Origin of the sequence: Pseudomonas migulae NBRC 103157 (genome assembly GCF_002091715.1) — a bacterium.
GTDB lineage: Bacteria > Pseudomonadota > Gammaproteobacteria > Pseudomonadales > Pseudomonadaceae > Aquipseudomonas > Aquipseudomonas migulae_A.
In genome coordinates, this window is the sequence record NZ_BDAG01000054.1 from 13,772 (window position 1) to 37,738 (window position 23,967).

27 protein-coding genes are annotated in these 23,967 nt (G+C 58.2%); 16 read left to right on the top strand and 11 right to left on the bottom strand.

Annotation, left to right across the window (positions count from 1 at the left end; translation table 11 throughout):
• Positions 1–22: 22 nt before the first annotated feature.
• The 3 genes from PMI01S_RS27990 (at position 23) to rarD (ending at position 3,604) form a co-directional block, all read left to right on the top strand.
• The gene (locus PMI01S_RS27990) at positions 23–1,333 is read left to right on the top strand and encodes an MFS transporter (protein ID WP_084323321.1); all 1,311 of its coding nucleotides are present in this window, start codon (positions 23–25) and stop codon (positions 1,331–1,333) included.
• Between the two features lie 197 nt (positions 1,334–1,530).
• Positions 1,531–2,544, top strand: coding sequence for an aldo/keto reductase (locus PMI01S_RS27995; RefSeq protein ID WP_084323322.1), 1,014 nt, complete (start codon positions 1,531–1,533; stop codon positions 2,542–2,544).
• A gap of 178 nt (positions 2,545–2,722) precedes the next feature.
• A complete protein-coding gene (gene rarD, locus PMI01S_RS28000; RefSeq protein ID WP_084323323.1) occupies positions 2,723–3,604 on the top strand; it encodes an EamA family transporter RarD in 882 nt (293 codons plus the stop codon).
• A gap of 125 nt (positions 3,605–3,729) precedes the next feature.
• On the opposite strand, the gene hppD is transcribed toward rarD, so the two are convergent.
• The gene (hppD, locus tag PMI01S_RS28005) at positions 3,730–4,806 is read right to left on the bottom strand and encodes a 4-hydroxyphenylpyruvate dioxygenase (protein ID WP_084323324.1); all 1,077 of its coding nucleotides are present in this window, start codon (positions 4,804–4,806) and stop codon (positions 3,730–3,732) included.
• A gap of 249 nt (positions 4,807–5,055) precedes the next feature.
• On the bottom strand, positions 5,056–6,000 hold the full coding sequence (locus PMI01S_RS28010) for a DMT family transporter (protein ID WP_084323325.1): 945 nt from the start codon (positions 5,998–6,000) through the stop codon (positions 5,056–5,058).
• A gap of 78 nt (positions 6,001–6,078) precedes the next feature.
• Between PMI01S_RS28010 and PMI01S_RS28015 the strand changes: the two genes are divergently transcribed.
• The 3 genes from PMI01S_RS28015 (at position 6,079) to PMI01S_RS28025 (ending at position 9,203) form a co-directional block, all read left to right on the top strand.
• Entirely contained in the window at positions 6,079–6,951 is an 873-nt protein-coding gene (locus PMI01S_RS28015; RefSeq protein ID WP_084323326.1) for a LysR family transcriptional regulator, read from the top strand.
• 115 nt (positions 6,952–7,066) lie between these two features.
• Entirely contained in the window at positions 7,067–8,602 is a 1,536-nt protein-coding gene (locus tag PMI01S_RS28020; protein WP_084323327.1) for an EAL domain-containing protein, read from the top strand.
• Between the two features lie 235 nt (positions 8,603–8,837).
• The gene (locus tag PMI01S_RS28025; protein ID WP_008075430.1) at positions 8,838–9,203 is read left to right on the top strand and encodes a histone-like nucleoid-structuring protein, MvaT/MvaU family; all 366 of its coding nucleotides are present in this window, start codon (positions 8,838–8,840) and stop codon (positions 9,201–9,203) included.
• A 166-nt stretch (positions 9,204–9,369) separates the two neighbouring features.
• On the opposite strand, the gene PMI01S_RS28030 is transcribed toward PMI01S_RS28025, so the two are convergent.
• Positions 9,370–9,894 carry a DUF4946 domain-containing protein gene (locus PMI01S_RS28030; protein WP_084323328.1) on the bottom strand — a complete coding sequence of 175 codons (525 nt, stop codon included), beginning with the start codon at positions 9,892–9,894 and terminating at the stop codon, positions 9,370–9,372.
• Between the two features lie 145 nt (positions 9,895–10,039).
• Here PMI01S_RS28030 and gloA point away from each other — a divergent pair, with 145 nt between their 5' ends.
• Entirely contained in the window at positions 10,040–10,561 is a 522-nt protein-coding gene (gloA, locus tag PMI01S_RS28035; protein ID WP_084323329.1) for a lactoylglutathione lyase, read from the top strand.
• A gap of 177 nt (positions 10,562–10,738) precedes the next feature.
• Here gloA and ahpF read toward each other — a convergent pair whose 3' ends face one another.
• The 3 genes from ahpF to PMI01S_RS28050 form a co-directional block, all read right to left on the bottom strand.
• Positions 10,739–12,304: an alkyl hydroperoxide reductase subunit F gene (ahpF, locus tag PMI01S_RS28040; protein ID WP_084323330.1), complete on the bottom strand. Its 1,566-nt coding sequence runs from the start codon at positions 12,302–12,304 to the stop codon at positions 10,739–10,741.
• Positions 12,305–12,428: 124 nt separating this feature from the next.
• Positions 12,429–12,992: an alkyl hydroperoxide reductase subunit C gene (ahpC, locus tag PMI01S_RS28045; RefSeq protein WP_008155117.1), complete on the bottom strand. Its 564-nt coding sequence runs from the start codon at positions 12,990–12,992 to the stop codon at positions 12,429–12,431.
• A 138-nt stretch (positions 12,993–13,130) separates the two neighbouring features.
• Positions 13,131–14,069: a site-specific integrase gene (locus PMI01S_RS28050; protein WP_084323331.1), complete on the bottom strand. Its 939-nt coding sequence runs from the start codon at positions 14,067–14,069 to the stop codon at positions 13,131–13,133.
• Positions 14,070–14,349: 280 nt separating this feature from the next.
• On the opposite strand from PMI01S_RS28050, the gene PMI01S_RS28055 reads away from it, so the two are divergent.
• A complete protein-coding gene (locus PMI01S_RS28055) occupies positions 14,350–15,354 on the top strand; it encodes a DNA-binding protein (protein ID WP_084323332.1) in 1,005 nt (334 codons plus the stop codon).
• 116 nt (positions 15,355–15,470) lie between these two features.
• Here PMI01S_RS28055 and gorA read toward each other — a convergent pair whose 3' ends face one another.
• The gene (gene gorA / locus PMI01S_RS28060) at positions 15,471–16,829 is read right to left on the bottom strand and encodes a glutathione-disulfide reductase (protein ID WP_084323333.1); all 1,359 of its coding nucleotides are present in this window, start codon (positions 16,827–16,829) and stop codon (positions 15,471–15,473) included.
• Positions 16,830–16,959: 130 nt separating this feature from the next.
• Positions 16,960–17,799, bottom strand: coding sequence for a UTP--glucose-1-phosphate uridylyltransferase GalU (gene galU / locus PMI01S_RS28065; protein WP_056739849.1), 840 nt, complete (start codon positions 17,797–17,799; stop codon positions 16,960–16,962).
• A 280-nt stretch (positions 17,800–18,079) separates the two neighbouring features.
• On the opposite strand from galU, the gene PMI01S_RS28070 reads away from it, so the two are divergent.
• Both PMI01S_RS28070 and PMI01S_RS28075 read left to right on the top strand, forming a co-directional pair.
• Positions 18,080–18,268, top strand: a complete 189-nt coding sequence (locus PMI01S_RS28070; protein ID WP_084323334.1) for a hypothetical protein — start codon at positions 18,080–18,082, stop codon at positions 18,266–18,268.
• 143 nt (positions 18,269–18,411) lie between these two features.
• Positions 18,412–18,693 (top strand): hypothetical protein, encoded by a 282-nt coding sequence (locus PMI01S_RS28075; protein ID WP_084323335.1) that lies wholly within the window; start codon positions 18,412–18,414, stop codon positions 18,691–18,693.
• Between the two features lie 12 nt (positions 18,694–18,705).
• Here PMI01S_RS28075 and PMI01S_RS28080 read toward each other — a convergent pair whose 3' ends face one another.
• Positions 18,706–18,936, bottom strand: a complete 231-nt coding sequence (locus tag PMI01S_RS28080) for a hypothetical protein (RefSeq protein WP_084323336.1) — start codon at positions 18,934–18,936, stop codon at positions 18,706–18,708.
• Positions 18,937–19,008: 72 nt separating this feature from the next.
• Positions 19,009–19,368, bottom strand: a complete 360-nt coding sequence (locus PMI01S_RS28085) for a hypothetical protein (RefSeq protein WP_084323337.1) — start codon at positions 19,366–19,368, stop codon at positions 19,009–19,011.
• 212 nt (positions 19,369–19,580) lie between these two features.
• Here PMI01S_RS28085 and PMI01S_RS28090 point away from each other — a divergent pair, with 212 nt between their 5' ends.
• The 6 genes from PMI01S_RS28090 (at position 19,581) to ada (ending at position 23,224) form a co-directional block, all read left to right on the top strand.
• Positions 19,581–19,883 (top strand): DUF1883 domain-containing protein, encoded by a 303-nt coding sequence (locus PMI01S_RS28090; protein WP_017338604.1) that lies wholly within the window; start codon positions 19,581–19,583, stop codon positions 19,881–19,883.
• Between the two features lie 28 nt (positions 19,884–19,911).
• Entirely contained in the window at positions 19,912–20,088 is a 177-nt protein-coding gene (locus PMI01S_RS31795) for a hypothetical protein (RefSeq protein WP_017338603.1), read from the top strand.
• Between the two features lie 125 nt (positions 20,089–20,213).
• Positions 20,214–20,720 (top strand): methylated-DNA--[protein]-cysteine S-methyltransferase, encoded by a 507-nt coding sequence (locus PMI01S_RS28095; RefSeq protein WP_084323338.1) that lies wholly within the window; start codon positions 20,214–20,216, stop codon positions 20,718–20,720.
• Positions 20,717–21,421, top strand: a complete 705-nt coding sequence (locus PMI01S_RS28100) for a 2OG-Fe(II) oxygenase (RefSeq protein WP_084323339.1) — start codon at positions 20,717–20,719, stop codon at positions 21,419–21,421. The genes PMI01S_RS28095 and PMI01S_RS28100 overlap by 4 nt, the downstream gene beginning before the upstream one ends.
• Positions 21,422–21,425: 4 nt before the next feature.
• Positions 21,426–22,091: a DNA oxidative demethylase AlkB gene (gene alkB, locus PMI01S_RS28105; RefSeq protein WP_084323340.1), complete on the top strand. Its 666-nt coding sequence runs from the start codon at positions 21,426–21,428 to the stop codon at positions 22,089–22,091.
• Positions 22,092–22,177: 86 nt separating this feature from the next.
• On the top strand, positions 22,178–23,224 hold the full coding sequence (gene ada, locus PMI01S_RS28110) for a bifunctional DNA-binding transcriptional regulator/O6-methylguanine-DNA methyltransferase Ada (RefSeq protein ID WP_084323341.1): 1,047 nt from the start codon (positions 22,178–22,180) through the stop codon (positions 23,222–23,224).
• 84 nt (positions 23,225–23,308) lie between these two features.
• On the opposite strand, the gene PMI01S_RS28115 is transcribed toward ada, so the two are convergent.
• Positions 23,309–23,967: zinc-binding dehydrogenase (locus PMI01S_RS28115; protein WP_084323342.1), on the bottom strand; the 659-nt coding region annotated here is incomplete at its 5' end.

Sequence of the window (23,967 nt, forward strand, 5' to 3'; positions counted from 1 at the left end):
CATAATAAAGAGAGAACCCGCCATGTCACAGAGCGCCGCCGCTACCCAGGCCATCGTTGACGAAAAAAATGCCGTCTACAAACGCATTACCCTGCGTTTGATCCCCTTCATTTTCATCTGCTACCTGTTCAACTACCTCGACCGGGTGAACGTTGGATTTGCCAAGCTGCAGATGCTCGACGCACTGAAATTCAGCGAAACCGTGTACGGCCTCGGGGCCGGGATCTTCTTTATCGGCTACGTGCTGTGCGGCGTGCCAAGCAACCTGGCGCTGACCAGATTCGGCCCGCGCCGCTGGATCGCGCTGATGATGATCGTCTGGGGCACGCTATCGACCTGCCTGCTGTTCGTTACCACCCCGACCGAGTTCTACACCTTGCGCCTGTTCACCGGTGCGGCCGAAGCCGGGTTCTTCCCGGGCGTGGTGCTCTACCTCTCGCAATGGTTCCCGACCTTCCGCCGCGGCCGCATCATGGCGCTGTTCATGTCGGCGATCCCGGTGTCCGGCCTGCTTGGCAGCCCGTTTTCCGGCTGGATCCTCAACCACTTCGCCGCGGGCCAGGGCGGTTTGGCCGGCTGGCAGTGGATGTTCCTGCTGCAAGGCATTCCGACCGTGATCCTCGGCGCCCTCGCCTACTTCCTGCTCAGCGACAGCTATGCCAATGCCAAGTGGCTCACGCCGTTCGAGCGCTCGGTGCTGGAAGCCGACCACGCCGAAGACCTGGCCAACAAACCGAAAACCACCACCGACTCATTGCTGGCGGTATTCAAGAACCCGGCGATCTGGGCGTTCGGCCTGATCTATTTCTGCATCCAGAGCGGCGTTTACGCGATCAACTTCTGGCTGCCGTCGATCATCAAGAACCTGGGCTTCAGCGATAACCTGGTGATCGGCTGGTTGAGTGCCATTCCGTACCTGCTGGCGGCCGTGTTCATGTTGATGGTCGGCCGCTCGGCGGATTTGCGCAAAGAACGTCGCTGGCATTTGGTGGTGCCGATGCTGATGGGCGCTGTCGGCCTGCTGATCGCCGTGAACTTCGCCACCACACCAGCCATTGCGATTCTCGGCCTGACCATCGCCACCATGGGCGCCCTCACCGGCCTGCCGATGTTCTGGCCGGTGCCAACGGCGCTGCTCAGTGCCGGCGCTGCGGCGGGTGGTCTGGCGTTGATCAACTCCATGGGCCAGATGGCGGGCTTCCTCAGTCCGTACCTGGTAGGTTGGGTCAAGGACAGCACCGGCTCGACCGACGCCGCGCTGTACCTGCTGGCGGGCGTGATTGTCTGCGGTAGTTTGCTGGCGTTGCGTATGACCCGCACCCTGCGCGTCTGATAGACGCAGATCCAGTGTGGGAGCGGGCTTGCTCGCGAAGGCGTCGTATCAGGCAACTCAATAGTGACTGACACACCGCTTTCGCGAGCAAGCCCGCTCCCACATTTTTGATTCGGGGATGTTCGATAAATCACTTTGATCCGCGCGGTTGTTCTGGTATTTGATTGAGCCTTTCCCTCCGGTAAAAGGAATTCGTCATGAGCTACCGCACGCTGGGTCATTCGGGTTTGCAGGTCTCCACCCTGACCTTGGGCACCATGATGTTCGGCGAACAGACCAGCACTGAAGATTCCCTGCGGATCATCGACAAGGCCTGGGACCAGGGCATCAACTTCATCGACACCGCCGACGTCTACACCGGCGGCCGCTCCGAGGAAATCGTCGGCGAAGCGATTGCCGGTAACCGCCATGAATGGGTGCTCGCCACCAAGGTCGGTTTCGGCCCCGTGGACGGCGTGCCGAACCGCAGTGGCCTGAGCCGCAAGCACATATTCAATGGCATCGATGCCAGCCTGACGCGCCTCGGCACAGACTACCTCGACATTTATTACCTGCACCGCGAAGACCACAACACGCCGCTTGAAGTCACGGTATCGGCCATCGGCGACCTGATTCGCCAGGGCAAAATCCGCTATTGGGGGTTGTCGAACTACCGCGGCTGGCGAATCGCCGAGGTGATCCGCATCGCTGACAAACTGGGGGTTGACCGCCCTGTCATCAGCCAGCCGTTGTACAACATCGTCAACCGCCAGGCCGAAACCGAACAGATCACCGCCGCGCAAACCTATGGCCTGGGCGTGGTGCCTTACAGCCCGCTGGCCCGTGGCGTGCTAAGCGGCAAATACGCGCCGGATGTGAAACCGGACGCCAACAGCCGCGCCGGTCGCGCCGACAAACGCATTCTGGAAACGGAATGGCGGGTGGAATCCCTGCGCATTGCCCAGCAGATCCAGCAATACACACAAGGTCGTGGCGTGGGAATCATCGAGTTCGCGATTGCCTGGGTGCTGAACAACAGCGCCGTCACTTCCGCCATTGTCGGGCCGCGTACCGAAGAACAATGGGACGCCTACACTAAGGCGCAGGCGGTAAAGATCACGGCTGAGGATGAAGCGTTTATCGACTCGCTGGTGACACCGGGGCATGCGTCGACGCCGGGGTTCAATGATGTGAGCCATTTCGTATCCGGCCGTAAACCCCGCAACACCTGAGAAAATACAAGACCACTGCAGGTGCGAGCTTGTATCAGCTACATCAGTGTCAGCTGATACACCATCGCGAGTAAGCTCGCTCCTACAGTGGGTCGGAGTTGATCAGTAGGTCAATATTCGGCTCGAAAACCACGTATCCTCCGCCCCCCGTTTCACCTTCAACTTCGCGAGGACAGGTTTGTCTAAAGGTATCGCTCTATCGGTTTCGGCCTCGGTGCTGTTTGCCGTCATGTATTACTACACCTCACTGCTCACCCCGTTGAGCGGTGTGGAAATTTTCGGCTGGCGCATGCTGCTGACAGTTCCGTGCATGACCGTGTTCATGGTGGTGTCCGGGGAATGGAAGCGCGTGGTCGAGATTGTCCGGCGAGCTACCGCCCAGCCGAAACTGATCGCCGGCCTGATCGCCTCTTCTGCCCTGCTCAGCGTGCAGCTCTGGCTGTTCATGTGGGCACCGCTCAACGGCTACAGCCTCGATGTGTCGCTGGGCTATTTCCTGTTGCCGTTGACCATGGTTTTGACCGGGCGACTGGCCTACGGTGAGCGCCTGTCCTATCTGCAAAAGATCGCGGTGTTTTTCGCCTGCCTCGGGGTGATCAACGAGGTGTATCAGGTCGGTGGTTTTTCCTGGGCGACCTTGTTGGTGTGCATCGGCTACCCAACCTATTTCATCCTGCGCAAGCGTCTCGCAGCAGACAACCTGGGCGGCTTATGGCTGGACATGGCACTCACGCTGCCCGTGGCCTTCTGGTTCGTGCAGACGGGCGAACAAGGTTTCAGTGTGTTTGACCAGCATCCGTGGCTGTCGCTGTTGATCCCGATTCTCGGCGTGATCAGTGCCTCGGCACTGGTGATCTACATCATCGCCAGCCGACTGCTGCCGTTCAGCCTGTTCGGGTTGTTGAGCTACGTCGAGCCGGTGCTGTTGCTGGGTGTGGCGTTGCTGCTCGGAGAAAGCATCAAGGCGGGGGAATGGCTGACCTACATTCCAATCTGGATGGCGGTGCTGGTGTTGATGTTCGAAGGGTTCAAGCACCTGGTCCGGCAGCGCAAACCTTAAATACACTCAAAACAAATGTGGGAGCGGGCTTGCTCGCGAATGCGGAGTGTCATTCAGCAATGATGTTGACTGACACTCCGCATTCGCGAGCAAGCCCGCTCCCACAGTTTTATCGCGGTAACGGCTTAGTCGGTGGAAAGTACGCCACGACGAACCTGATCGCGCTCGATCGATTCGAACAACGCCTTGAAGTTGCCTTCGCCGAAGCCATCGTCGCCTTTACGCTGGATGAACTCGAAGAACACCGGGCCCATCAGGGTTTCCGAGAAGATCTGCAGCAGCAGACGCTTGTCGCCCGACTCTGACGAACCATCCAATAGAATGCCCCGCGCCTGCAGTTGATCCACTGGCTCGCCGTGGTTCGGCAAACGGCCTTCGAGCATTTCGTAATAGGTTTCCGGAGGCGCGGTCATGAAGCGCATGCCGATGCTTTTCAGGTGATCCCAGGTCTTGATCAGATCATCGCTGAGGAACGCGACGTGCTGGATGCCTTCGCCGTTGAACTGCATCAGGAACTCTTCGATCTGACCGGTACCCTTGGACGACTCTTCGTTCAACGGGATGCGGATCATGCCGTCCGGCGCGGTCATCGCCTTGGAGGTCAGGCCGGTGTATTCGCCCTTGATGTCGAAGTAGCGGATTTCACGGAAGTTGAACAGCTTCTCGTAGAAGTTCGCCCAGTACGCCATGCGACCGCGATACACGTTGTGGGTCAGGTGGTCGATGATCTTCAGGCCGGCGCCAACCGGGTTGCGATCAACGCCTTCGATGAACACGAAGTCGATGTCGTAGATCGAGCTGCCTTCACCAAAACGGTCGATTAGGTACAGCGGCGCGCCGCCGATGCCTTTGATCGCCGGCAGGTGCAGTTCCATCGGGCCGGTTTCGATATGGATCGGCTGCGCGCCGAGTTCCAGTGCGCGTTTGTAGGCCTTTTGCGAATCCTTGACCCGGAACGCCATGCCGCACACCGACGGGCCGTGCTCGGCCGCAAAGTACGAAGCGACGCTGTGGGGTTCGTTATTGAGGATCAGGTTGATCGCGCCCTGGCGATACAGGTGCACGTCTTTGGAACGGTGGGTCGCCACCTTGGTGAAGCCCATGATCTTGAAGATCGGCTCCAGCGTGTTCGGGGTTGGCGATGCGAATTCGATGAATTCAAAGCCCATCAGGCCCATTGGGTTTTCGTATAAATCTGCCATTTTGGCGCCTCATCATTTTTTAGAATTAACGTAACGTTAGTTTCAAGAAATGCTGAAGCCGGCGGGTGGCGCGCAGGAGATGCCCCGCACGCTGCGGGCGAGGAAGTCACCGTAGATCAATTGAAACCCGAAACTTTTCATTGTCGACCCAAGGCTGATACGGGCGAGGCTTCTGCTGGCAGAAGACGATTATTCTTATATGCGTAACCGGATTCTACACAGCGTAAACAGATTTGTCCGTCTTCTGTATCAAATCCCCTTTTTCCCTGCTCGCGCAAGGGGTTTGTTGCACAGGAAAATCCCCACCAGAATCAACCCGCCGCCCAGACACATCGCCAGCGTCAATTGCTCGCCCAACAGCAACGCGCCGAGGATGACCGCGGTCAGCGGGTTCAGAGCGATGAACACGCCTGAACGGGTCGCGCCGATTTTGCGGATGCCATCGTAATAACCAATGTAGGCCAGTGCCGAACCCAAAACGCCCAGGTACATCAGGCTCAACCATTGCTGCGCTCCCAGGCTGGCCAACGCAGCAATGCTCACCTCGCCCCTGACGGCACTGACAACCCAGAGCATCACCGTGCCGAGCAAGATCGAATACGTCACGGTTTGCATCGGCCCCAGGGTCTGGTTCAAGTCTCTGGAGCACAGCGAATAAAACCCCCAGCTCAGAACGCAGCCAAAAATCAGCAGATCGCCGATCCACGAGTCGGCATTGCCGGCCAGCAATTGGGGGTTGCGACTGACAATCACCAGGCTCGCCCCGACGATGCAGATCGCGATACCCACGACCTTTACCCGACTCAAGCGCTCCTTGAACAGCAGCCACGAGGCCAGTCCGATAACCGCCGGGTTAAGGGCCACGATCAACGACGCCCGGGACGCATTGATGTAATGCAGGCCATAAAAGAAGCACAGGTTATAGAAGAAGATGCCGAAGAACCCCAGCAGCGACAGTTGCAGCCATTGCCTGGGGCTGGGGCGCGCCAGCGGCACGCGGGCCACCAGTAAAAACAGCAACAGCGCCCCGCTCGCCAGCAGGAATCGCAGGCTGGCAGCGAACAGCGGGCTGAGGCTGTCCGCCAGAAAACGCCCGGCGACAAAGGTGCCGCCCCAGATCATGGTGACGGCGGCGAGTTTGAAGTACACCGCCACGTCGGAGCGTTCCGACACCCTGTGTTCATATGCGGTCATAAGTCCCCGGATTAAGAAGTCGAACAGATGACGTATCATTTCGCTAATACTTGATCATCGTAAAATGAGTAAACACTCATGACACTCACACAACTGGAGATTTTCTCGCTGGTGGCCGAGCTTCACGGCTTTACGGCGGCGGCCCATCGTCTGGGCATTTCGCAATCCGCGGTGTCTCACGCCCTCAAGTCGCTGGAACAGGAGCTGGGCGTCGAACTGTTGAATCGGCATCAATCCCGGGTCGAACTCAGCGACATCGGCCAACAGCTGTTGCTGCGTGCTCGGGCAATGCTCGGGCTGGCCAACACCTTGCGCCAGGAAGCGGCCGATGCCCGCGGCATGAAACGCGGCACGCTGCGCATCGGATCGTTCGGTCCGACCTCGTCGATCAAGTTGTTACCGATGATCCTGCAGCAGTACCGGGCCGCTCACCCTGGTATCGAGGTCCATATCGATGAAGGTCCGGACCGACAGGTGATCCAGTGGCTGGAAGAGCGGCGCATCGACATCGGCTTTGTGGTGTTGCCGCAGGAGCGATTCGACACCGTCGCACTGATCGAGGACCAAATGGTCGCGTTGCTGCCCGTCGATCATCCGCTGGCAGTTCGCGACAGCGTGAGCCTGGGGGATTTGTGCGACGACCCCTTCGTGCTGACCGAGGCCGGCTCCTCGGAGCTGGTTTCGCGGATGTTCAGCGCGGCGCACCTGATGCCCAACATTCGTTACCGCTGCTCGCAACTGCTGAGCACGCTGGTCACCGTTGGCCGGGGCGATGCCTTGACGGTGGTCGCCGAAGGTTCACTGCCCGACGACTGCGACGACCGCTACGTGAAAAAACCGCTGTCGCCAGTGGTCGTGCGCCAGGTCGGCCTGGCGGTGCTGGACCGGCGTCAGTCTTCACCGGCAACGCTGGCCTTTATCAAACTGGCTGCCAGTCTGGACTTGCGTTGAACGGCACACGCCTTGAAGGCCAACTATCATGGCCTCTGACCGAACTCTTTATGGGAGGCGTGCCGTTGTCCTGCCAGCATTTGAGAGCCCTATTTCATCGTTACAGGTTTCGCGAATGCCACTGACTTTCAAAACCCGCCGAAAACGCAGCACCCGGATTGTAGTGACAGTATTGAGCGGTTTGCTCCCGATACTTCTGGGGTTCTCCATTCTTTACTGGCAGGCCGGACGTGCGCTTTCGCAAAGCACCCAACTGACCGCCGAAGAAGCCATCCGCCAATTCGACCTGATGCTCGACAACACCGCCGAGGCCGCACGCGAGTTAGTGCCGTTGGCCGGTCAATCCTGCAACGACGTCAAGCTGGCTTTGCGCGAACAAGTCACCCGCCGTCCGTTCGTGCGCTCGACGAATCTGGTGTGGGACGACAACCTCTATTGCAGTTCGTTGTTTGGTGACTATCAGGAAAAAATCAACGCCGGAGACTACACCCAAGGCACGTTATGGCTCATGAACGGCAACCCGGTCACGCCCAATACCGCGCTGCTGGTGTACCGGCTCAGCGAAGGAAAACAGGGGGCATTGACGACACTGGACGGTTATCACTTGAGTAACGTGCTGCGCCTGATTGGTCGCAAGACAGTACTATTACTCCAAGTCGGCCCAAGCTGGTTGTCGGCTGACGGCAAGGTTCACAAAGATGCCCTGCCCCTCCTGCCCGTCGCCGAAAGCAAACGTCCATCCTCGCGATATGCCTTCACCGTCGCGGCGGGTTTCCCCGCTGGCGAGACCTGGCGTTACATGCGTAGCGAGTATCCGCCGCTGTTCAGTTTGCTGATCTTTTTTGGCGTCGTGTCCGGCCTGATTGGGCATGTCTTGCAAAAGCGCTCGTCGTCACCCAGTCATGAACTACAGCGCGCGCTGGAGGCGGCGGAGTTCGTTCCGTATTTTCAGCCGGTGGTGCATGGCACGAACAAGAAGTGGTCCGGCACCGAAGTGTTGATGCGCTGGAATCATCCGAAGGAAGGCCTGGTGCGCCCTGACCTGTTTATCCCGTTTGCCGAGCACTCCGGCCTGATCGTGCCGATGACGCGCTCACTCATGCAGCAAACTGCGCAACTGCTGGCGCCTGTCTCCTCCTCGTTCGAGGAGCCGTTTCACATCGGCATCAACATCACCGCCAGCCACTGCAAGGACCTGGAACTGGTCGAGGATTGCCGGGAATTTCTCAGTGCCTTTGCGCCGGGCTCCATCCATCTTGTGCTGGAGTTGACCGAGCGCGAACTGATCGAGCCCACTGCCATCACGTTGCAGTTGTTCGAGCAACTTCACGCGCTGGGCGTGATGATCGCCATCGACGACTTTGGCACCGGCCACTCAAGCCTGGGTTACTTGCGCCAATTCAACGTCGACTTCCTTAAAATCGACCAGAGCTTTGTCGCCATGATCGGCGCCGACGCCCTCTCCCGGCACATTCTGGACAGCATCATCGAACTCTCGGCCAAGCTCGATCTGGGCATCGTTGCAGAAGGTGTGGAAACCGAGGAGCAAAGTGCCTATCTCACCGCTCATGGTGTGAACTTCCTGCAAGGTTATCTCTTCGGCAGGCCGATGCCCGGTGCAGACTTCATTGATGCATTAAGTCACCATTAACTGGCGCCTTTATGCGACAAAACAACGAGGCCCGTGCACCAATTCGAATCAAAAGACCACTCTTGTTACATGAAGAAAAAGTCAGGATTTACTCTTCGCCCATTAACTACTACAATTTTTCATACCTGCGCTAAATTGGCAGGCGAGCCATCTATCACCGAGTCGCTTCAAGGCTCTTGGCTTATAGCTTTGTTTGCGGTTGGTATCAGCCAAACACACTATTGGAGTAAAGATATTGTCCAGACTCGCTGAATTTCGTGCAGCTGAAAAGGCCCTTCAAGAGCAGCTCAAGCAGCTGGAGTCCCTGAAGAATGATGCCGGGCTCAAGAAAGAAATCGAATTCGAAGAAAAGCTCCAGGGGCTGATGAAAACCTACGGCAAGAGCCTGCGCGACATCATCGCCATTCTCGATCCGAACCCGGCCAAATCCGGCCTGCAACAGGCCGCTGCGCCGAAAACCCGCCGCGCTCGCGTGGTCAAGGTTTATCAGAACCCGCACACTGGCGAACTGATTGAAACCAAGGGCGGCAACCACCGCGGCCTGAAAGCCTGGAAGGAACAATACGGTGCTGCCACCGTTGATTCCTGGCTGCGCGGCTAAGCACTCGCGGTGACAAAAAAAGCCCTGTCTTACGCAGGGCTTTTTTCATGCATACCTTCTAAATGCAACGATTGGAATCGATCACTCGCTACTTGCAGATTAACTTTGTACTTAGTCCCTTTGGGTATCTAAAGATTGCGAAATGCACGATCGCGCAAACCTTTAACTAAAGTTTCAAGCTGTTACGAACAGTTTCTATTTCATCCAGGCTTGCCTTATAAGCCTCGGCCTGCCCCGCGTACGAAAAAACATAGGCTTTATCGGCATCCACCGCCGCGACCAATGTTTGCGACAGCACGTGTCGGCCGTTTTGGGTAATCGTGCAGGTAGTTTCCAATGCCGACAGCCGGCTCAAGGTCGCCGGATGAATTTTGTTGCAGACGCTTTGATAGCCGCCCTGGAAAAAATCCTTCTGCACCGACTTGCGCATCTCCAGCAATACGCCTTGCAAATTCACCTGATGACCGCTTTCCACTGGCGTCATGGTCAACTCCATCACCATCACCGGCGTGCCGCCCTGATCATTCTTCACTGCGCGCTGACGGGACACCTCAGGTTTGGCATCATCCTGCGGGATCGCTTCTACTTCCCAGCCAACCGGCCAAGTCACTATCGGCGTCTCTGCATGAGCGCAAGTCATGCCTGACAGCAGGCCAATCAGAACGAACAGCGATTTACAGAATCGGGTCATTGCAATGAATACTCACGGGCTGAACCGCAAAGTCTGAGCCTCGTCCGGCTGTCAGGCAATAGCCGACGGTTTGGGTTTGGTGATGCCTGCGCCCTTGCGTATCATTGTCACCATTCACTTGCCCCACTTATTGTCCGGAGGGCCCATGAGCCTGCACGAATTGAACACCTTCCCGGGTGTTACCGCCCAACCTGATACCGCCACCCAGAAGTTCGTCTTCAACCACACCATGCTGCGGGTCAAGGACATCACCAAGTCCCTGGATTTCTACACACGCATCCTAGGTTTTTCGCTGGTGGAAAAACGCGACTTTCCGGAAGCCGAATTCAGCCTGTATTTCCTGGCGCTGGTCGATAAAGACCAGATCCCGGCCGATGCCGCCGCCCGTACCGAGTGGATGAAATCGATCCCCGGCATCCTCGAACTGACCCACAACCACGGCACTGAAAACGACGCGGATTTTGCCTACCACAATGGCAACACCGACCCACGCGGCTTCGGGCACATCTGCATCTCGGTGCCAGACATCGTCGCTGCGTGCGAGCGTTTCGAAGCGTTGGGCTGCGATTTCCAGAAGCGCCTGAACGATGGCCGCATGAAGAGCCTGGCGTTCATCAAGGACCCGGACGCCTACTGGGTCGAGATCATCCAGCCTGCGCCGTTGTAACCCTCACAGAAAATCCCCTGTAGGAGCCGGCTTGCTGGCGATAGCGGTGTGACATTCAAAGTAATGCTTGCTGACACACCGCAATCGCCAGCAAGCCGGCTCCTACAAATATCTGCGGCGGCATAAACACAAAACCCCATGATCACTCATGGGGTTTTGTGTTTTCAGCGTCCGGTTTCAGGCCGGCGCAGAAGTCCGGATGAGGTGATCGAAGGCGCTCAGGGAAGCCTTGGCGCCCTCGCCCACCGCAATCACGATCTGCTTGTACGGCACGGTCGTCACGTCACCGGCAGCGAACACACCTGGCAACGATGTCTCGCCACGCGCATCGACGATGATCTCGCCACGGGGCGACAATTCGACGGTGCCTTTGAGCCAGTCGGTGTTCGGCAGCAAACCGATCTGCACGAAGATGCCTTCGAGATTGACCGTGTTGAACTCGCCGGAATCGCGATCCTTGTAGACCAGACCGGTCACTTTCTGGCCGTCGCCTTTCACTTCACTGGTCAGTGCGCTGGTAATCACATTGACGTTCGGGAGGCTGAACAACTTGCGTTGCAGCACGGCATCGGCGCGCAGCTTGCTGTCAAACTCGAGCAGCGTGACGTGGTTGACAATACCGGCCAGATCGATCGCGGCTTCAACGCCGGAGTTACCGCCGCCGATCACCGCTACGCGCTTGCCTTTGAACAGCGGGCCATCGCAGTGCGGGCAGAAACACACGCCTTTGGCTTTATATTCCTGCTCGCCCGGTACGCCCATTTCACGCCAGCGCGCGCCAGTGGCAAGGATCAGCGCCTTGGTTTTCAGGGTGGCGCCGCTGTCGAAGCGAACTTCGTGCAACTCGCCAGGGTTCTTCGCCGGAATCAGCGCGGTGGCCCGTTGCAGGTTCATGATGTCGACGTCGTATTGCTTGACGTGCTCTTCGAGCGCGCTGGCCAGTTTCGGCCCTTCGGTTTCCTGTACGGAGATGAAGTTCTCGATGGCCATGGTATCGAGCACCTGCCCGCCAAAACGTTCAGCCGCCACACCAGTGCGAATGCCTTTACGGGCGGCGTAGATCGCTGCCGCAGCACCGGCGGGACCACCACCGACAACCAGCACGTCAAAGGCTTCCTTGGCGCTGATTTTCTCGGCTTGGCGTTCGGCGCCGCTGGTGTCGATCTTGGCGAGGATTTCTTCCAGGCCCATACGGCCCTGGCCGAAAATCGCGCCGTTCAGGTAAATGCTTGGCACGGCCATGATCTTGCGATCATCGACTTCGGCCTGGAACAACGCACCATCGATAGCGACGTGGCGAATGTTCGGGTTCAGTACTGCCATCAGGTTCAGCGCCTGGACCACGTCCGGGCAGTTCTGGCAGGACAGCGAGAAGTAAGTCTCGAAGCTGAACTCGCCTTTGAGCGAGCGGATCTGTTCGATCACTTCCGCGCTGGCTTTCGAAGGGTGACCGCCGACTTGCAGCAAGGCCAGCACCAGCGAGGTGAATTCGTGGCCCATCGGAATACCGGCAAAACGCAGGCTGATATCGGCACCGGGGCGGTTGATCGAGAACGATGGCTTGCGTGCGTCGTCACCGTTATCGAGCAAGGTAATTTGGCTGGAAAGACTGGCAACGTCTTTCAACAGTTCGAGCATTTCCTGGGATTTCGCACCGTCGTCGAGGGATGCAACGATCTCGATCGGCTGGGTGACCCGTTCCAGGTACGATTTCAACTGGGCTTTAAGATTGGCGTCCAACATACGGGCGATTTCCTTTTTTGCGAGACATAAAAAAACGCCCGAGCGAATCTCGCCCAGGCGTTTTTATTGGGCGGTTGCAGCTTACTTAGGTGCGGAAACCCGCCCTGATGATGCTTTCACAGACTTAGATCTTGCCGACCAGGTCCAGGGACGGAGCCAGAGTGGCCTCGCCTTCTTTCCACTTGGCTGGGCAAACCTGGCCTGGGTGAGCAGCGACGTACTGGGCAGCCTTGATTTTGCGCAGCAGTTCGGAAGCGTCACGGCCAACGCCGCCATCGTTCAGTTCAACGATTTTGATCTGGCCTTCAGGGTTGATCACGAAAGTGCCGCGGTCAGCCAGACCGGCTTCTTCGATCAGCACGTCGAAGTTGCGGGAGATGGCGTGGGTCGGGTCGCCGATCATGGTGTACTGGATTTTGCCGATGGCTGGCGAAGTGTTGTGCCAGGCCGCGTGGGCAAAATGGGTGTCAGTGGAAACGCTGTAGATTTCGACGCCCAGTTTCTGGAAAGCGTCGTAGTTGTCAGCCAGGTCTTCCAGTTCGGTCGGGCAAACGAAGGTGAAGTCGGCTGGGTAGAAGAACACGACAGACCATTTGCCTTTCAGGTCAGCGTCCGACACTTGTACGAAGTCGCCGTTTTTGTAGGCGGTAGCTTTGAACGGTTTAACTTGGCTGTTGATGATAGGCATCGTTGACTCTCCGTCAGGGGTTAAGAAGTTGATGGAGTGAACTCTACCCACTCGATGGACGGATGGCTCATTGGCAAACTTGATGCTGCTGATGGGTTTTCGCTATTAGCCAGCTGTATTAATAGAAGAAAACGATATCTACGGCCTCAACGGCTTTTCAGAAATCCGGGCCATCCCGAGGAACGGATTGGCTTCCACGTAACGCATCGCCGACTTCATGTCCTTCCAGCCCACGTAACTCATCAACGACTTCAAGTCCCAACCACTTTGGTGCGCCCAAGTGGCGAAGCCGCGTCGCAGGGAGTGGCTGGTGTACTGCTCGGCCGGGATACCTGCGCGTTCCAGCGCCTGGCGCAATAACGGAATGACGCTGTTGGCGTGCAGCCCCTCCTCGCTCAGGTGCCCCCAACGGTCGATGCCACGGAACACTGGCCCGCGCACCAGCGCCGCCTCGGTTATCCAAGCGATATACGCCTGCACCGGGCACAGACGCTGCAGTGCCGGCGTCTGGTAGGTCTTGCCGAGGTTTTCGCGGTCGCTCTTGCTCCGCGGCAAATACAGGGTAATGCCGGAACCCGCGCTGGCCTGCACGTGTTCGATCTGGACGCGGCACAACTCGTCGCTGCGGAAACCACGCCAGAAGCCCAACAGAATCAGAGCCCTATCGCGCCGGGCTCTTAACAGGGCCGGTTGATCATGTTGCGATTTCGCGGTGTGTGCTTCCTGCTCCAGCCAGGCAACCACTTGCTCCAGATGCTGAAGCTGCAAGGGCTCGGCCTGTTTCTCCTGAGCCGGGTGCAGCGCGCGAATGCCTTTGAACACCTTGCGCACAACGGGTGCCTTGGTGGGATCGGCAAAACCCTGGCTGTTGTGCCACTGCGCGAGCGCCGACAGGCGCAGCTTCAACGTGTTGATCGACAACTCCCCGGCGTACGCCACCAGATAGCGCGCGACGCTGTCGGCAGTGGCCGGCAGGAAACCGCCCCAACTCACTTCGAAATGCTCGATGGCCGCTCGATAACTACGGCGGGTGTTGTCACGCGTGGCGGCTTGCAGGTATCGATCCAGATCACTCATGGCGTTGACTACTGTAGGAGCGAGCTTGCTCGCGATGGACGTAAACGATGACGCTAACGGCTTGAGTGCTCGCGGTGCCTGGAGGTTTTTCGCCAGCAAACCGGCTCCTGCAGGACGTTTGTGTACGGAACTGGAGCTGCGAACAATTCAATATCGTTGTCACACGGGGTAATACCAGTATATCCCGCATCAGTAATATGCACTTATTCCATTTTATGAACGCGTGGTACACTGTGTAATTTAGTGGTATGTACCACAGTACGAAATCGTAGGAGAACACATGGCTCGTGGCGGCATCAACAAAGCAGTGGTTCAAACGGCGCGCCTGGCTATCCTCGCCCGCGGCGAACACCCGAGCATCGACGCTGTACGTATAGAGATGGGAAACACTGGCTCCAAAACCACCATTCACCGGTATTTGAAGGAGCTGGACGATGGTGTAGAACCGGCCGCGCCCTCCCCTGAACCCATTGATGACGAGCTGACAGGGTTGGTCTCGCGCCTTGCGCAACGGCTCAAAGAGCAAGCACAGGAGCCCATCGATCAGGCTCGCGCTCAGTTCGAACAGCAACGAAAAGACCTGGAAAGTCAGCTGGCAGACGCTCAGGAAGCCAACAGCGAATTGCAGCAGCAGTACGAGATTCAAACCCTGGCGCTGACCCAGGAATCCGACACCCTGCAAAACACGCTCTCCATGCTGCAGACCGAGCAAACCCGCAACGCCGGGCTGAACCAAGCGTTGGCCGACTTCGAGTTGCGCTTGCAGGACAAGGACGAGCAGATCCGCTCTCTTGAGGAAAAGCACCTGCACGCCCGCGATGCACTGGAACACTATCGCGATGCCGTCAAAGAGCAGCGCGAACAGGAGCAACGACGCCACGAAGGTCAGGTGCAGCAGATTCAGATGGAGTTGCGTCAGGCCCAGCAAAGCGCCCTTGTACGCCAGGACGAAATCACCCAGCTTCACCGTGACAACGAACGCTTGCTGACTGAAAACCGTGGCACGCTGCGGGAACTGAGCCTGCTGCAAGAACAGCTCAAGCAGACCCATACCCGCCAGGATCAACTGCTGGAACAGGTCAACCGCATCGACAGCGAACGCACCCTCCTCCAGGAACGCTTGCGGGCAGCCCTGTTGGAAAGTCAATCGCTGAAGCAGAGCGTCGAGGAGCAGTCGCAGCTGAATAAGGCGCTAGAGGTCAATCTTGCCAAGACCCAGGCAGAACTTGAAGCAAGCAGTGCAGGAGCGAACTTGCACGCCATGGACGCGAACGATAACGCGTAAAATCAAATGGCCAGCGGTGCGCTTGAGTTTTTCGCGAGCAAGCTCGCTCCTACAAAAACAAGCGTCTGGCGTCTGGCGGCTGCCGTTGCGACAGCGCCAGACGCAGCCGGGGCCGATTAACCGGCGACCGGTGTACGCATGGTGACGAACTCTTCGGCGGCCGTCGGGTGCACGCCGATGGTTTCGTCGAAGTCGCGTTTGGTGGCGCCCGCCTTCAAGGCGATTGCCAGCCCCTGCACGATTTCGCCGGCATCCGGCCCGACCATGTGACAGCCAAGCACCTTGTCGGTCTTGCCATCCACCACGAGCTTCATCAGCGTGCGCTCCTGGCATTCAGTCAGGGTCAGCTTCATCGGGCGGAAACGGCTTTCGTAGATCACCACGTCGTGGCCGGCTTCGCGCGCCTCTTCTTCGGTCAGGCCAACGGTGCCGATGTTCGGCAAGCTGAACACCGCGGTCGGGATCATCTTGTAATCCACCGGACGATACTGCTCAGGCTTGAACAAGCGTCGCGCTACGGCCATGCCTTCGGCCAGTGCAACCGGGGTGAGCTGGACCCGACCGATCACATCGCCAAGGGCCAGGATCGACGGCTCGGCGGTCTGGTATTGCTCGTCGACTTCGATGAAACCTTTCTTGTCGAGTTTGACGCCAGTGTTTTCCAGCCCGAGGTTGTCCAGCATCGGTCGGCGGCCGGTGGCGTAAAACACGCAATCGGCTTCCAACTGGCGACCGTCCTTGAGTGTCACTTTCAGACTGCCATCGGTCAGTTTTTCAATGCGCTCGATGTCGGCATTGAACTGCAGGTCCATCCCACGTTTGGTCAGTTCTTCCTGCAAGTGCTTGCGCACCGCGCCATCGAAGCCGCGAAGGAACAGTTCACCGCGATACAGCAACGTGGTTTCGGCGCCCAGCCCGTGGAAGATCCCGGCGAACTCGACGGCGATGTAGCCACCACCCACCACCAGTACGCGTTTTGGCAACTCTTTGAGGAAGAACGCCTGGTTGGAACTGATCGCATGCTCGTGCCCCGGAATCTCCGGGATCTGCGGCCAGCCGCCGGTAGCAATCAGAATGTTCTTGGCGGTGAAGCGTTCGCCATTGATCTCGACGGTATTGGGGTCGACGATTTTGGCGTGGCCTTCATGCAGGGTCACACCGCTGTTCACCAGCAGGTTGCGATAGATGCCGTTCAGGCGATTGATCTCGCGATCCTTGTTGGCGATCAGCGTTGCCCAATCGAACTTTGCCTCGCCCGGGGTCCAGCCAAAACCCGAAGACTGCTCGAAGTCTTCGGCGAAGTGCGCACCGTAGACCAGCAATTTTTTCGGCACGCAGCCGACGTTCACACAGGTACCCCCCAGGTAGCGGCTCTCGGCCACGGCCACTTTCGCGCCAAACCCGGCCGCAAAACGCGCAGCCCGCACACCGCCGGAACCGGCACCAATCACATAAAGGTCAAAATCGTAGGCCATTTTCAATCTCCTCGGCAGGCAAACAGCATACCCGCAGACGTCCGTTGGGCAAGCGCTGCAAACGATATGGGGCCGGAAAATGAAAAAGCCACCCGAAGGTGGCTTTTCAATACAAGCAGGTCAGACGCTATCAGTAAGCCTTGCCAGTCTTGTAGAAGTTCTCGAAGCAGAAGTTGGTTGCTTCGATGTAGCCTTCAGCACCACCGCAGTCGAAACGCTGGCCCTTGAATTTGTAGGCAATCACGCAACCGTTCTTCGCCTGCTTCATCAGGGCGTCGGTGATCTGGATCTCACCACCTTTGCCTGGCTCGGTTTGCTTGATCAGCTCGAAAATGTCCGGAGTCAGGATGTAACGACCGATGATCGCCAGGTTCGACGGAGCGTCTTCCGGTGCCGGTTTCTCGACCATGTTACGAACGCGGTACAGGTCATCGGCAATCAACTCGCCAGCGATCACGCCGTACTTGTTGGTTTCCTGCGGATCCACTTCCTGGATCGCGACGATGGTGCAGCGATACTGCTCGTACAGCTTGACCATCTGGGTCAGTACACCGTCGCCTTCGAGGTTGACGCACAGGTCGTCCGCCAGCACCACGGCGAACGGCTCGTCACCGATCAGCGGACGGCCAGTCAGGATTGCGTGGCCAAGGCCTTTCATTTCGGTTTGACGGGTGTAGGAGAACGAGCATTCGTCCAGCAGCTTGCGGATGCCGACCAGGTATTTCTCCTTGTCGGTGCCCTTGATCTGGTTTTCCAGCTCATAGCTGATGTCGAAGTGGTCTTCCAGGGCGCGTTTGCCGCGGCCGGTGACGATGGATATTTCGGTCAAACCGGCGTCCAGTGCTTCTTCGACGCCGTACTGGATCAGTGGCTTGTTTACCACCGGCAGCATTTCTTTGGGCATGGCTTTAGTCGCTGGCAGGAAGCGAGTACCGTAACCGGCTGCTGGGAACAAGCATTTCTTGATCATATAAGTCCTTGAAAGGGCTGTGTGTTCGAGTTTCGGCGCAGTCTAATCAGGCGGCGTGCACCTTACAATGCCCCGCACTGGCTAACCGATGCCATCATAGAGAAATATTCTCGCGGATAGTTCCGCAGTTCGCTCCAGCGCCTTTTATTGATAGCAGAAATTCCGCGCGACGCTGACGAATCTGTCGCCTACAGATTCGCACTACCATACGCCCATCAGCACCCGTCAAGTGCAATTGGCGCTATCATTGCGCAATTGAACCAGCCAACGAGGCAGATAGATGTCGGTAGCAAAAAGTGTCAACGGGTTCCTGATCAATCAGGCGAAAGACGGCCAGTGGTGGGTAGACAGCGTCGGCGGCGAGAATATCGCCGGACCATTCCCGACCGAAGCGTTGGCGATTGAAGTGGCATCCGTACTGGAGCTTGAACACCCGGCCCCGAAACGTCGCGGCAAGGACAAGTCCTGATCGGAAGCGAATTTGCCTGACCAAGCCCTGCCTCGCGCAGGGCTTTTTTTGCGATCGCCGGCAAAGAAGTGGCCTTTCGCTATAACCTTTTGATTCCGGCGCTGTCACAGGCTTAGCCCTATTATCCTGACGACGACCACACCATGACTAAATTCTTGCCCCTGATTGCGGTACTGGCCCTGAGCGGCTGCGCAACGTCCGAAACCACCTACCTGAACAACGGCGAGCAAGGCCTGAGCATCGACTGCTCGGGGGAAGCCAATTCCTGGGCCACCTGCTATGAAAAAGCCGACGCTTCCTGCGCCGGAACCGGCTATCGGATCGTCGGCACTGACGGCACACCTTCAACCAAGGAAAGTGACAAGACCCTGGGCGTCGATGTCGGCAATTACAAAAACCGCAGCGTGGTGGTGGTCTGCAAGTAAGGCGTTTGTGCCCTACATGTGAATTTCAGCGAATTTGATCCCGAGACCGCGCACGGTCTCGATCAGGTCGTCAAGGCGACCGAAGGATTCGACTTCATCGTTGTCATCCACCAGAAAATAACTTCGCCCGGCGCTTTTCTTGAAAAACACGATCCATTCCCCCGGGTTCGCCGGATTCTGAATCACATGGGTAGCAGAGATGTGACCCTCTGCGTGCCTTTCCCGTACTTGCTCTCGCTTCATGCTCGACTCCAGAAATGACAATGCCGCCAAAGCCTTGCTTTGACGGCATCGGTGCTGACTGTCGCTAGTTTATCAGCCGGAGATACACGCGGTGGCAGCATTGCGCACATCCATCGGGCGCAAAGGCACATTGGAAATGCGCTCATGCAGCTTGATGCTGCTGCCGCTGGAACGCTCTTCAATATCGAATACGGCCGCCGGCCCCGAGGAGAACTTCTGCGGCACGATGACCCGCACGCCCTCTTTCTCCTGCGGTTCGACTTGCAGGGCACCGCGACTGCTGGCCAGTTTCTCGGTCAGGCATTGCGCGTATTCATTGGGCTTCTTGCCGGAAATCACGCTCATGGTGGGCAGCGACTCGTTGATTTCCGAGACACTCGCACAACCACTTATCGCCAATGCAAACGGCAAGACCCACGCACCCCACTTCATACTAAACCTCCAATAAAGACCCTCCGACAGCACAAATGCTGGTTTTCTCCGAGGCTCACTGCTTTTATCGCTCATGGAATTCCGAATAACTGTTTTTAATTGTCAAAGCGGACCCCGACGACCGGATAATAACCTGTTCGGGCTGATAAACTGCGCCAATCGCCCATGCTATCGTTTTGATTTTGTAGAAAAAGCCCTTCTGGAGGCGCCTCATGAAATTTATCCACCAGCGCGAGCACCTCAATGAAGACGACATCGTCGTCATCCAGTGCTCCCAAATGTGCAACATCCGCTTGATGAACGACGCCAATTTCCGCAGTTTCAAGAATGGCGGCCGTCACACTTACCATGGCGGTGCGTTCGACACCTTCCCGGCCCGCATTACTGCACCGAGTACCGGTTTCTGGAACATCACCATCGATACCGTGAACCGTCGGCCGATCAGCGTGACCCGCAAACCGACCCTGACTCACTCAATCAAGATCATCCGCCGCTCCACCTCGAAACTGAGCTGAGCGCCGCCCGACACGAATATAAGCAGGTATGACCGTGGCCCAAACGACCAAGTACGTCATCAAATACAAACTCAACGGCGAACGCCGCTTCGAATTTGCCCAACTTGAAAACGGCACCGAAGCCGAAGCCAGAGCCGCGCTGGACGCCATTCATGGCCAGAGTGAAGACGTCATCAGCGAGATCAGCGTCAGCAAAGCGCTGTAACGGGATTCGGAGCGACAACGTGGATGTCTGCTCCAACCGTTGAATTCGACCGCAAGCCCCGGAGTGTTCACGAAGGCAGCGCTCCCTAGACTGGCCACCTCAACCTTTGGTTAAGGAGTCAGAACATGTCTGCATCCCCGATTCGTTTCATCAGCGGCACTTCCAGCCTTGGCACCTTGCTGCTGGCCTCCAGTGCGCAAGGTCTTTGCGCATTGCTGCTTGGCGATGACCTGGCGACGCTGGAGCGCGACCTTGCGCGGCGGTTCCCCGGCCAGCCAATCCCCCAACGTGACGAAGGCTTGATGCCGGCACTGGAACAAACCCTTCGCTATCTCGACAATCCTCTGACAGCGCTCGATTTGCCACTGGATCCGGTGGGGAGCGCTTTCCAGCAGCGCGTCTGGGAAGCTTTGCGCCAGATCCCGCTCGGCAAAACTGTCAGTTATCAGGAAATCGCCCGGCAACTGGGGCAACCCAAAGCCTTCCGGGCCGTGGCCAATGCCTGCGGCGCGAACCCGCTGGCAGTCATCGTGCCCTGCCATCGGGTACTGCGCCAGGACGGCAGCCTCGGCGGTTATCGTTGGGGCCTGGAGCGCAAGCGGCAACTGCTGGAGTGCGAGGCGCAACAATGATCGAGCACTTTCTGGAGGCACTCGACTGGGCAACGCTGGAGCAACAACTGGATCAGGACGGTTGCGCGATCATCCCTTCGCTGATCAGCAGCGAAACGTGCGATGACGTCAGCGCGCTGTACGCGCGATCCGAACCGTTCCGCTCGCAAGTGATGATGGCTCGTCACGGCTTTGGCCGTGGCGAGTACAAATACTTCCGATATCCGTTGCCAGAGATCGTCGCCACTTTGCGCAAAGCGCTCTACCCTCGGCTGGTGCCGATCGCCAATCGCTGGTACGAGCAGATGGACTTGCCGGTCCGTTTCCCTGATACGCATGCGGCGTTCCTCGAACGCTGTCACGCCGCCGATCAGGTGCGTCCAACGCCGCTATTGCTGCAATATGGGCCACAGGACTACAACTGCCTGCATCAGGATCTGTACGGCGAACACGTTTTTCCGCTGCAAGTGGCGATTCTTCTGTCAGAGCCGGGCGAAGATTTCACCGGCGGCGAGTTTGTCCTGACCGAACAACGCCCTCGGATGCAGTCGCGCCCCCAGGTCATTGGATTGAAAAAGGGTGACGCCGTGATCTTTGCCGTCAACCAGCGACCGGTGAAAGGCGTTCGTGGCTATTACCGGGTCACCCTACGCCACGGTGTAAGCCGCCTGCACAGCGGAAAACGGCATACCCTTGGCATCATCTTTCACGACGCGTTATGACCTTATGAACCCGACTACTCTCGATCTGTTTGCCGACTCAGAGCCCGAGCAACAACCTCGGCGCGAGCAAATTGGCGAACGGTCCTACGTCTTGAGGGGCTTTGCCCTGCCCTGGCTGGAGCGTTTACTGCCCGCACTCGAGGCGGTTCTGGCCGCCGCGCCGTTTCGGCACATGGTCACGCCTGGCGGCTTTACCATGTCCGCGGCCATGAGCAGTTGCGGCACTTGGGGCTGGACTACCGACCGCAGCGGTTATCGCTATTCCCGTCATGATCCGCAGACCCTCGCCCCTTGGCCGGACATGCCGTCGGTATTTTTTGAGCTCGCACAAGCGGCGGCGCTGGAAGCCGGCTTTGCCGCTTTCGTGCCCGATTCCTGTCTGATCAACCGCTATATCCCCGGCGCGAAGATGTCATTGCACCAGGACAAGGACGAAGCGTCCTACGCAGCGCCGATCGTTTCGGTGTCGCTGGGCCTGCCGGCGGTGTTCCTGTTCGGTGGTTTTGAGCGCAGCCACAAAAGCCAGCGGGTGCCAGTGTTCCATGGCGATATCGTGGTCTGGGGCGGCGTCGATCGCCTGCGTTATCACGGAGTTTTGCCGATCAAGGAGGGGCGGCATCCACAGATGGGCGAGCAACGGATCAACTTTACGTTTCGTACCGCACAATGAACCCACGAATTTGACCGCAAGACCCGGAGTGCAACGACCCTGCTGGCTGGTTACTCTGAATCAAACGGGTCAACGGACATGAAGCCATGACAACCACCGAGAACGATCCGCGCTGGGCCGCCGTCGTCGCCCGGGATCCCCGCGCTGACGGGCAGTTCGTGTATGCGGTGAAAACCACTGGCATTTACTGCCGTCCCAGCAGTCTGGCGCGTTTGCCGAAGCCGCAAAATGTCGAATTCTTTGACACGGCCGAGCAGGCCCAGGCAGCGGGTTACCGCCCGAGCAAACGAGCGGCGAAGGATCAAAGTGACGTCGCCGCGCAACATGCTGCGACGGTCGCCGCGGCTTGTCGCCAGATCGAGACCGCCGAGCATCTGCCAGCGCTGAGTGAACTGGCCGACGTCGCCGGCCTGAGCAGTTTTCACTTTCACCGTGTGTTTAAAGCCGTTACCGGGCTGACACCCAAGGGCTACGCCACGGCCCACCGTTCCCGCAAGGTTCGCCAACGGCTGAGCGTTGGAGGTTCGGTGACCGAGGCTTTGTATGACGCCGGTTTCAACTCCAACAGCCGTTTTTATGAGGCGGCGGATCAGTTGCTCGGCATGAAACCCGGTGACTACCGCGCCGAAGGTCAGAACAACGACATTCGCTTTGCCGTCGGCCAGTGTTCGTTGGGCGCGATTCTGGTGGCCCAGAGCGTACGTGGTGTTTGCGCGATTCTGCTGGGTGATGATCCGCACCAGCTGGTGTGCGACCTGCAAGACAAGTTTCGGCGGGCCAACCTGATTGGCGCTGATCATGAGTTCGAGCAACTGATCGCCAAGGTCGTCGGTTTTATCGAAGCCCCGGCCATCGGCCTGGATTTGCCGCTGGACGTTCAAGGCACGGCATTTCAGGAGCGCGTCTGGCAGGCGTTGCGGGAGATTCCTGCCGGCAGCACCGCCAGTTACGCGGATATCGCCCAGCGCATCGGCGCACCGAAAGCGGTACGCGCTGTGGCTCAGGCCTGCGGCGCGAACAGTCTGGCAGTGGCGATCCCCTGCCACCGCGTAGTGCGCAGCGATGGCAACCTGTCGGGCTATCGCTGGGGAGTGGAGCGCAAACGGCAGTTGCTGGAACGTGAAGGCCAATAGATCAAAAGATCGCAGCCTGCGGCAGCTCCTGCATTGGATTGGTGTACATCCTGTAGGAGCTGCCGCAGGCTGCGATCTTTGCTTTTAGCGATTCACATCCACCACCACTCGACCGCGCAGTTGACCGGCAAGCAAGCGCGGTGCAGCTTCGATCGCTTCACTCAAACCGATTTCATGGCTGATCAGCGGTAGCAAAGCGAAGTCCAGATCCTTGGCCAGGCGATTCCAGGCGAGCACTCGTTTGGCTTTGGGCTGGGTCACGCTATTGATCCCGGCGAGTGTCACGCCGCGCAAAATGAACGGTGCGACGGAGGCTGGAAAATCCATGCCTTGCGCCAGGCCACAGGCGGCGACAGTGCCGTTGGCCTTCGTGCTGGCACAGGCGTTGGCCAGGGTGTGACTGCCGACCGAGTCGATCACGGCCGCCCAACGCTCCTTGGCCAGCGGCTTGCCGGGTTCGGACAGCGTAGCGCGGTCGATGATTTCGCTGGCGCCCAACTGTTTGAGGTAGTCGTGCTCGGAAGTCCGACCAGTGGACGCAACCACCCGGTAACCGAGCTTGTTCAGCAACGCGATGGCGAAACTGCCTACACCACCATTGGCGCCCGTGACCAGGACGTCACCCTGCTCTGGCGTCACGCCGTTATGCTCCAGCGCCAGAATGCTCAGCATCGCCGTGTAACCGGCCGTGCCAATGGCCATTGCCTGGGCAGCCGTGAATTCCGGGGGCAATGGAATCAGCC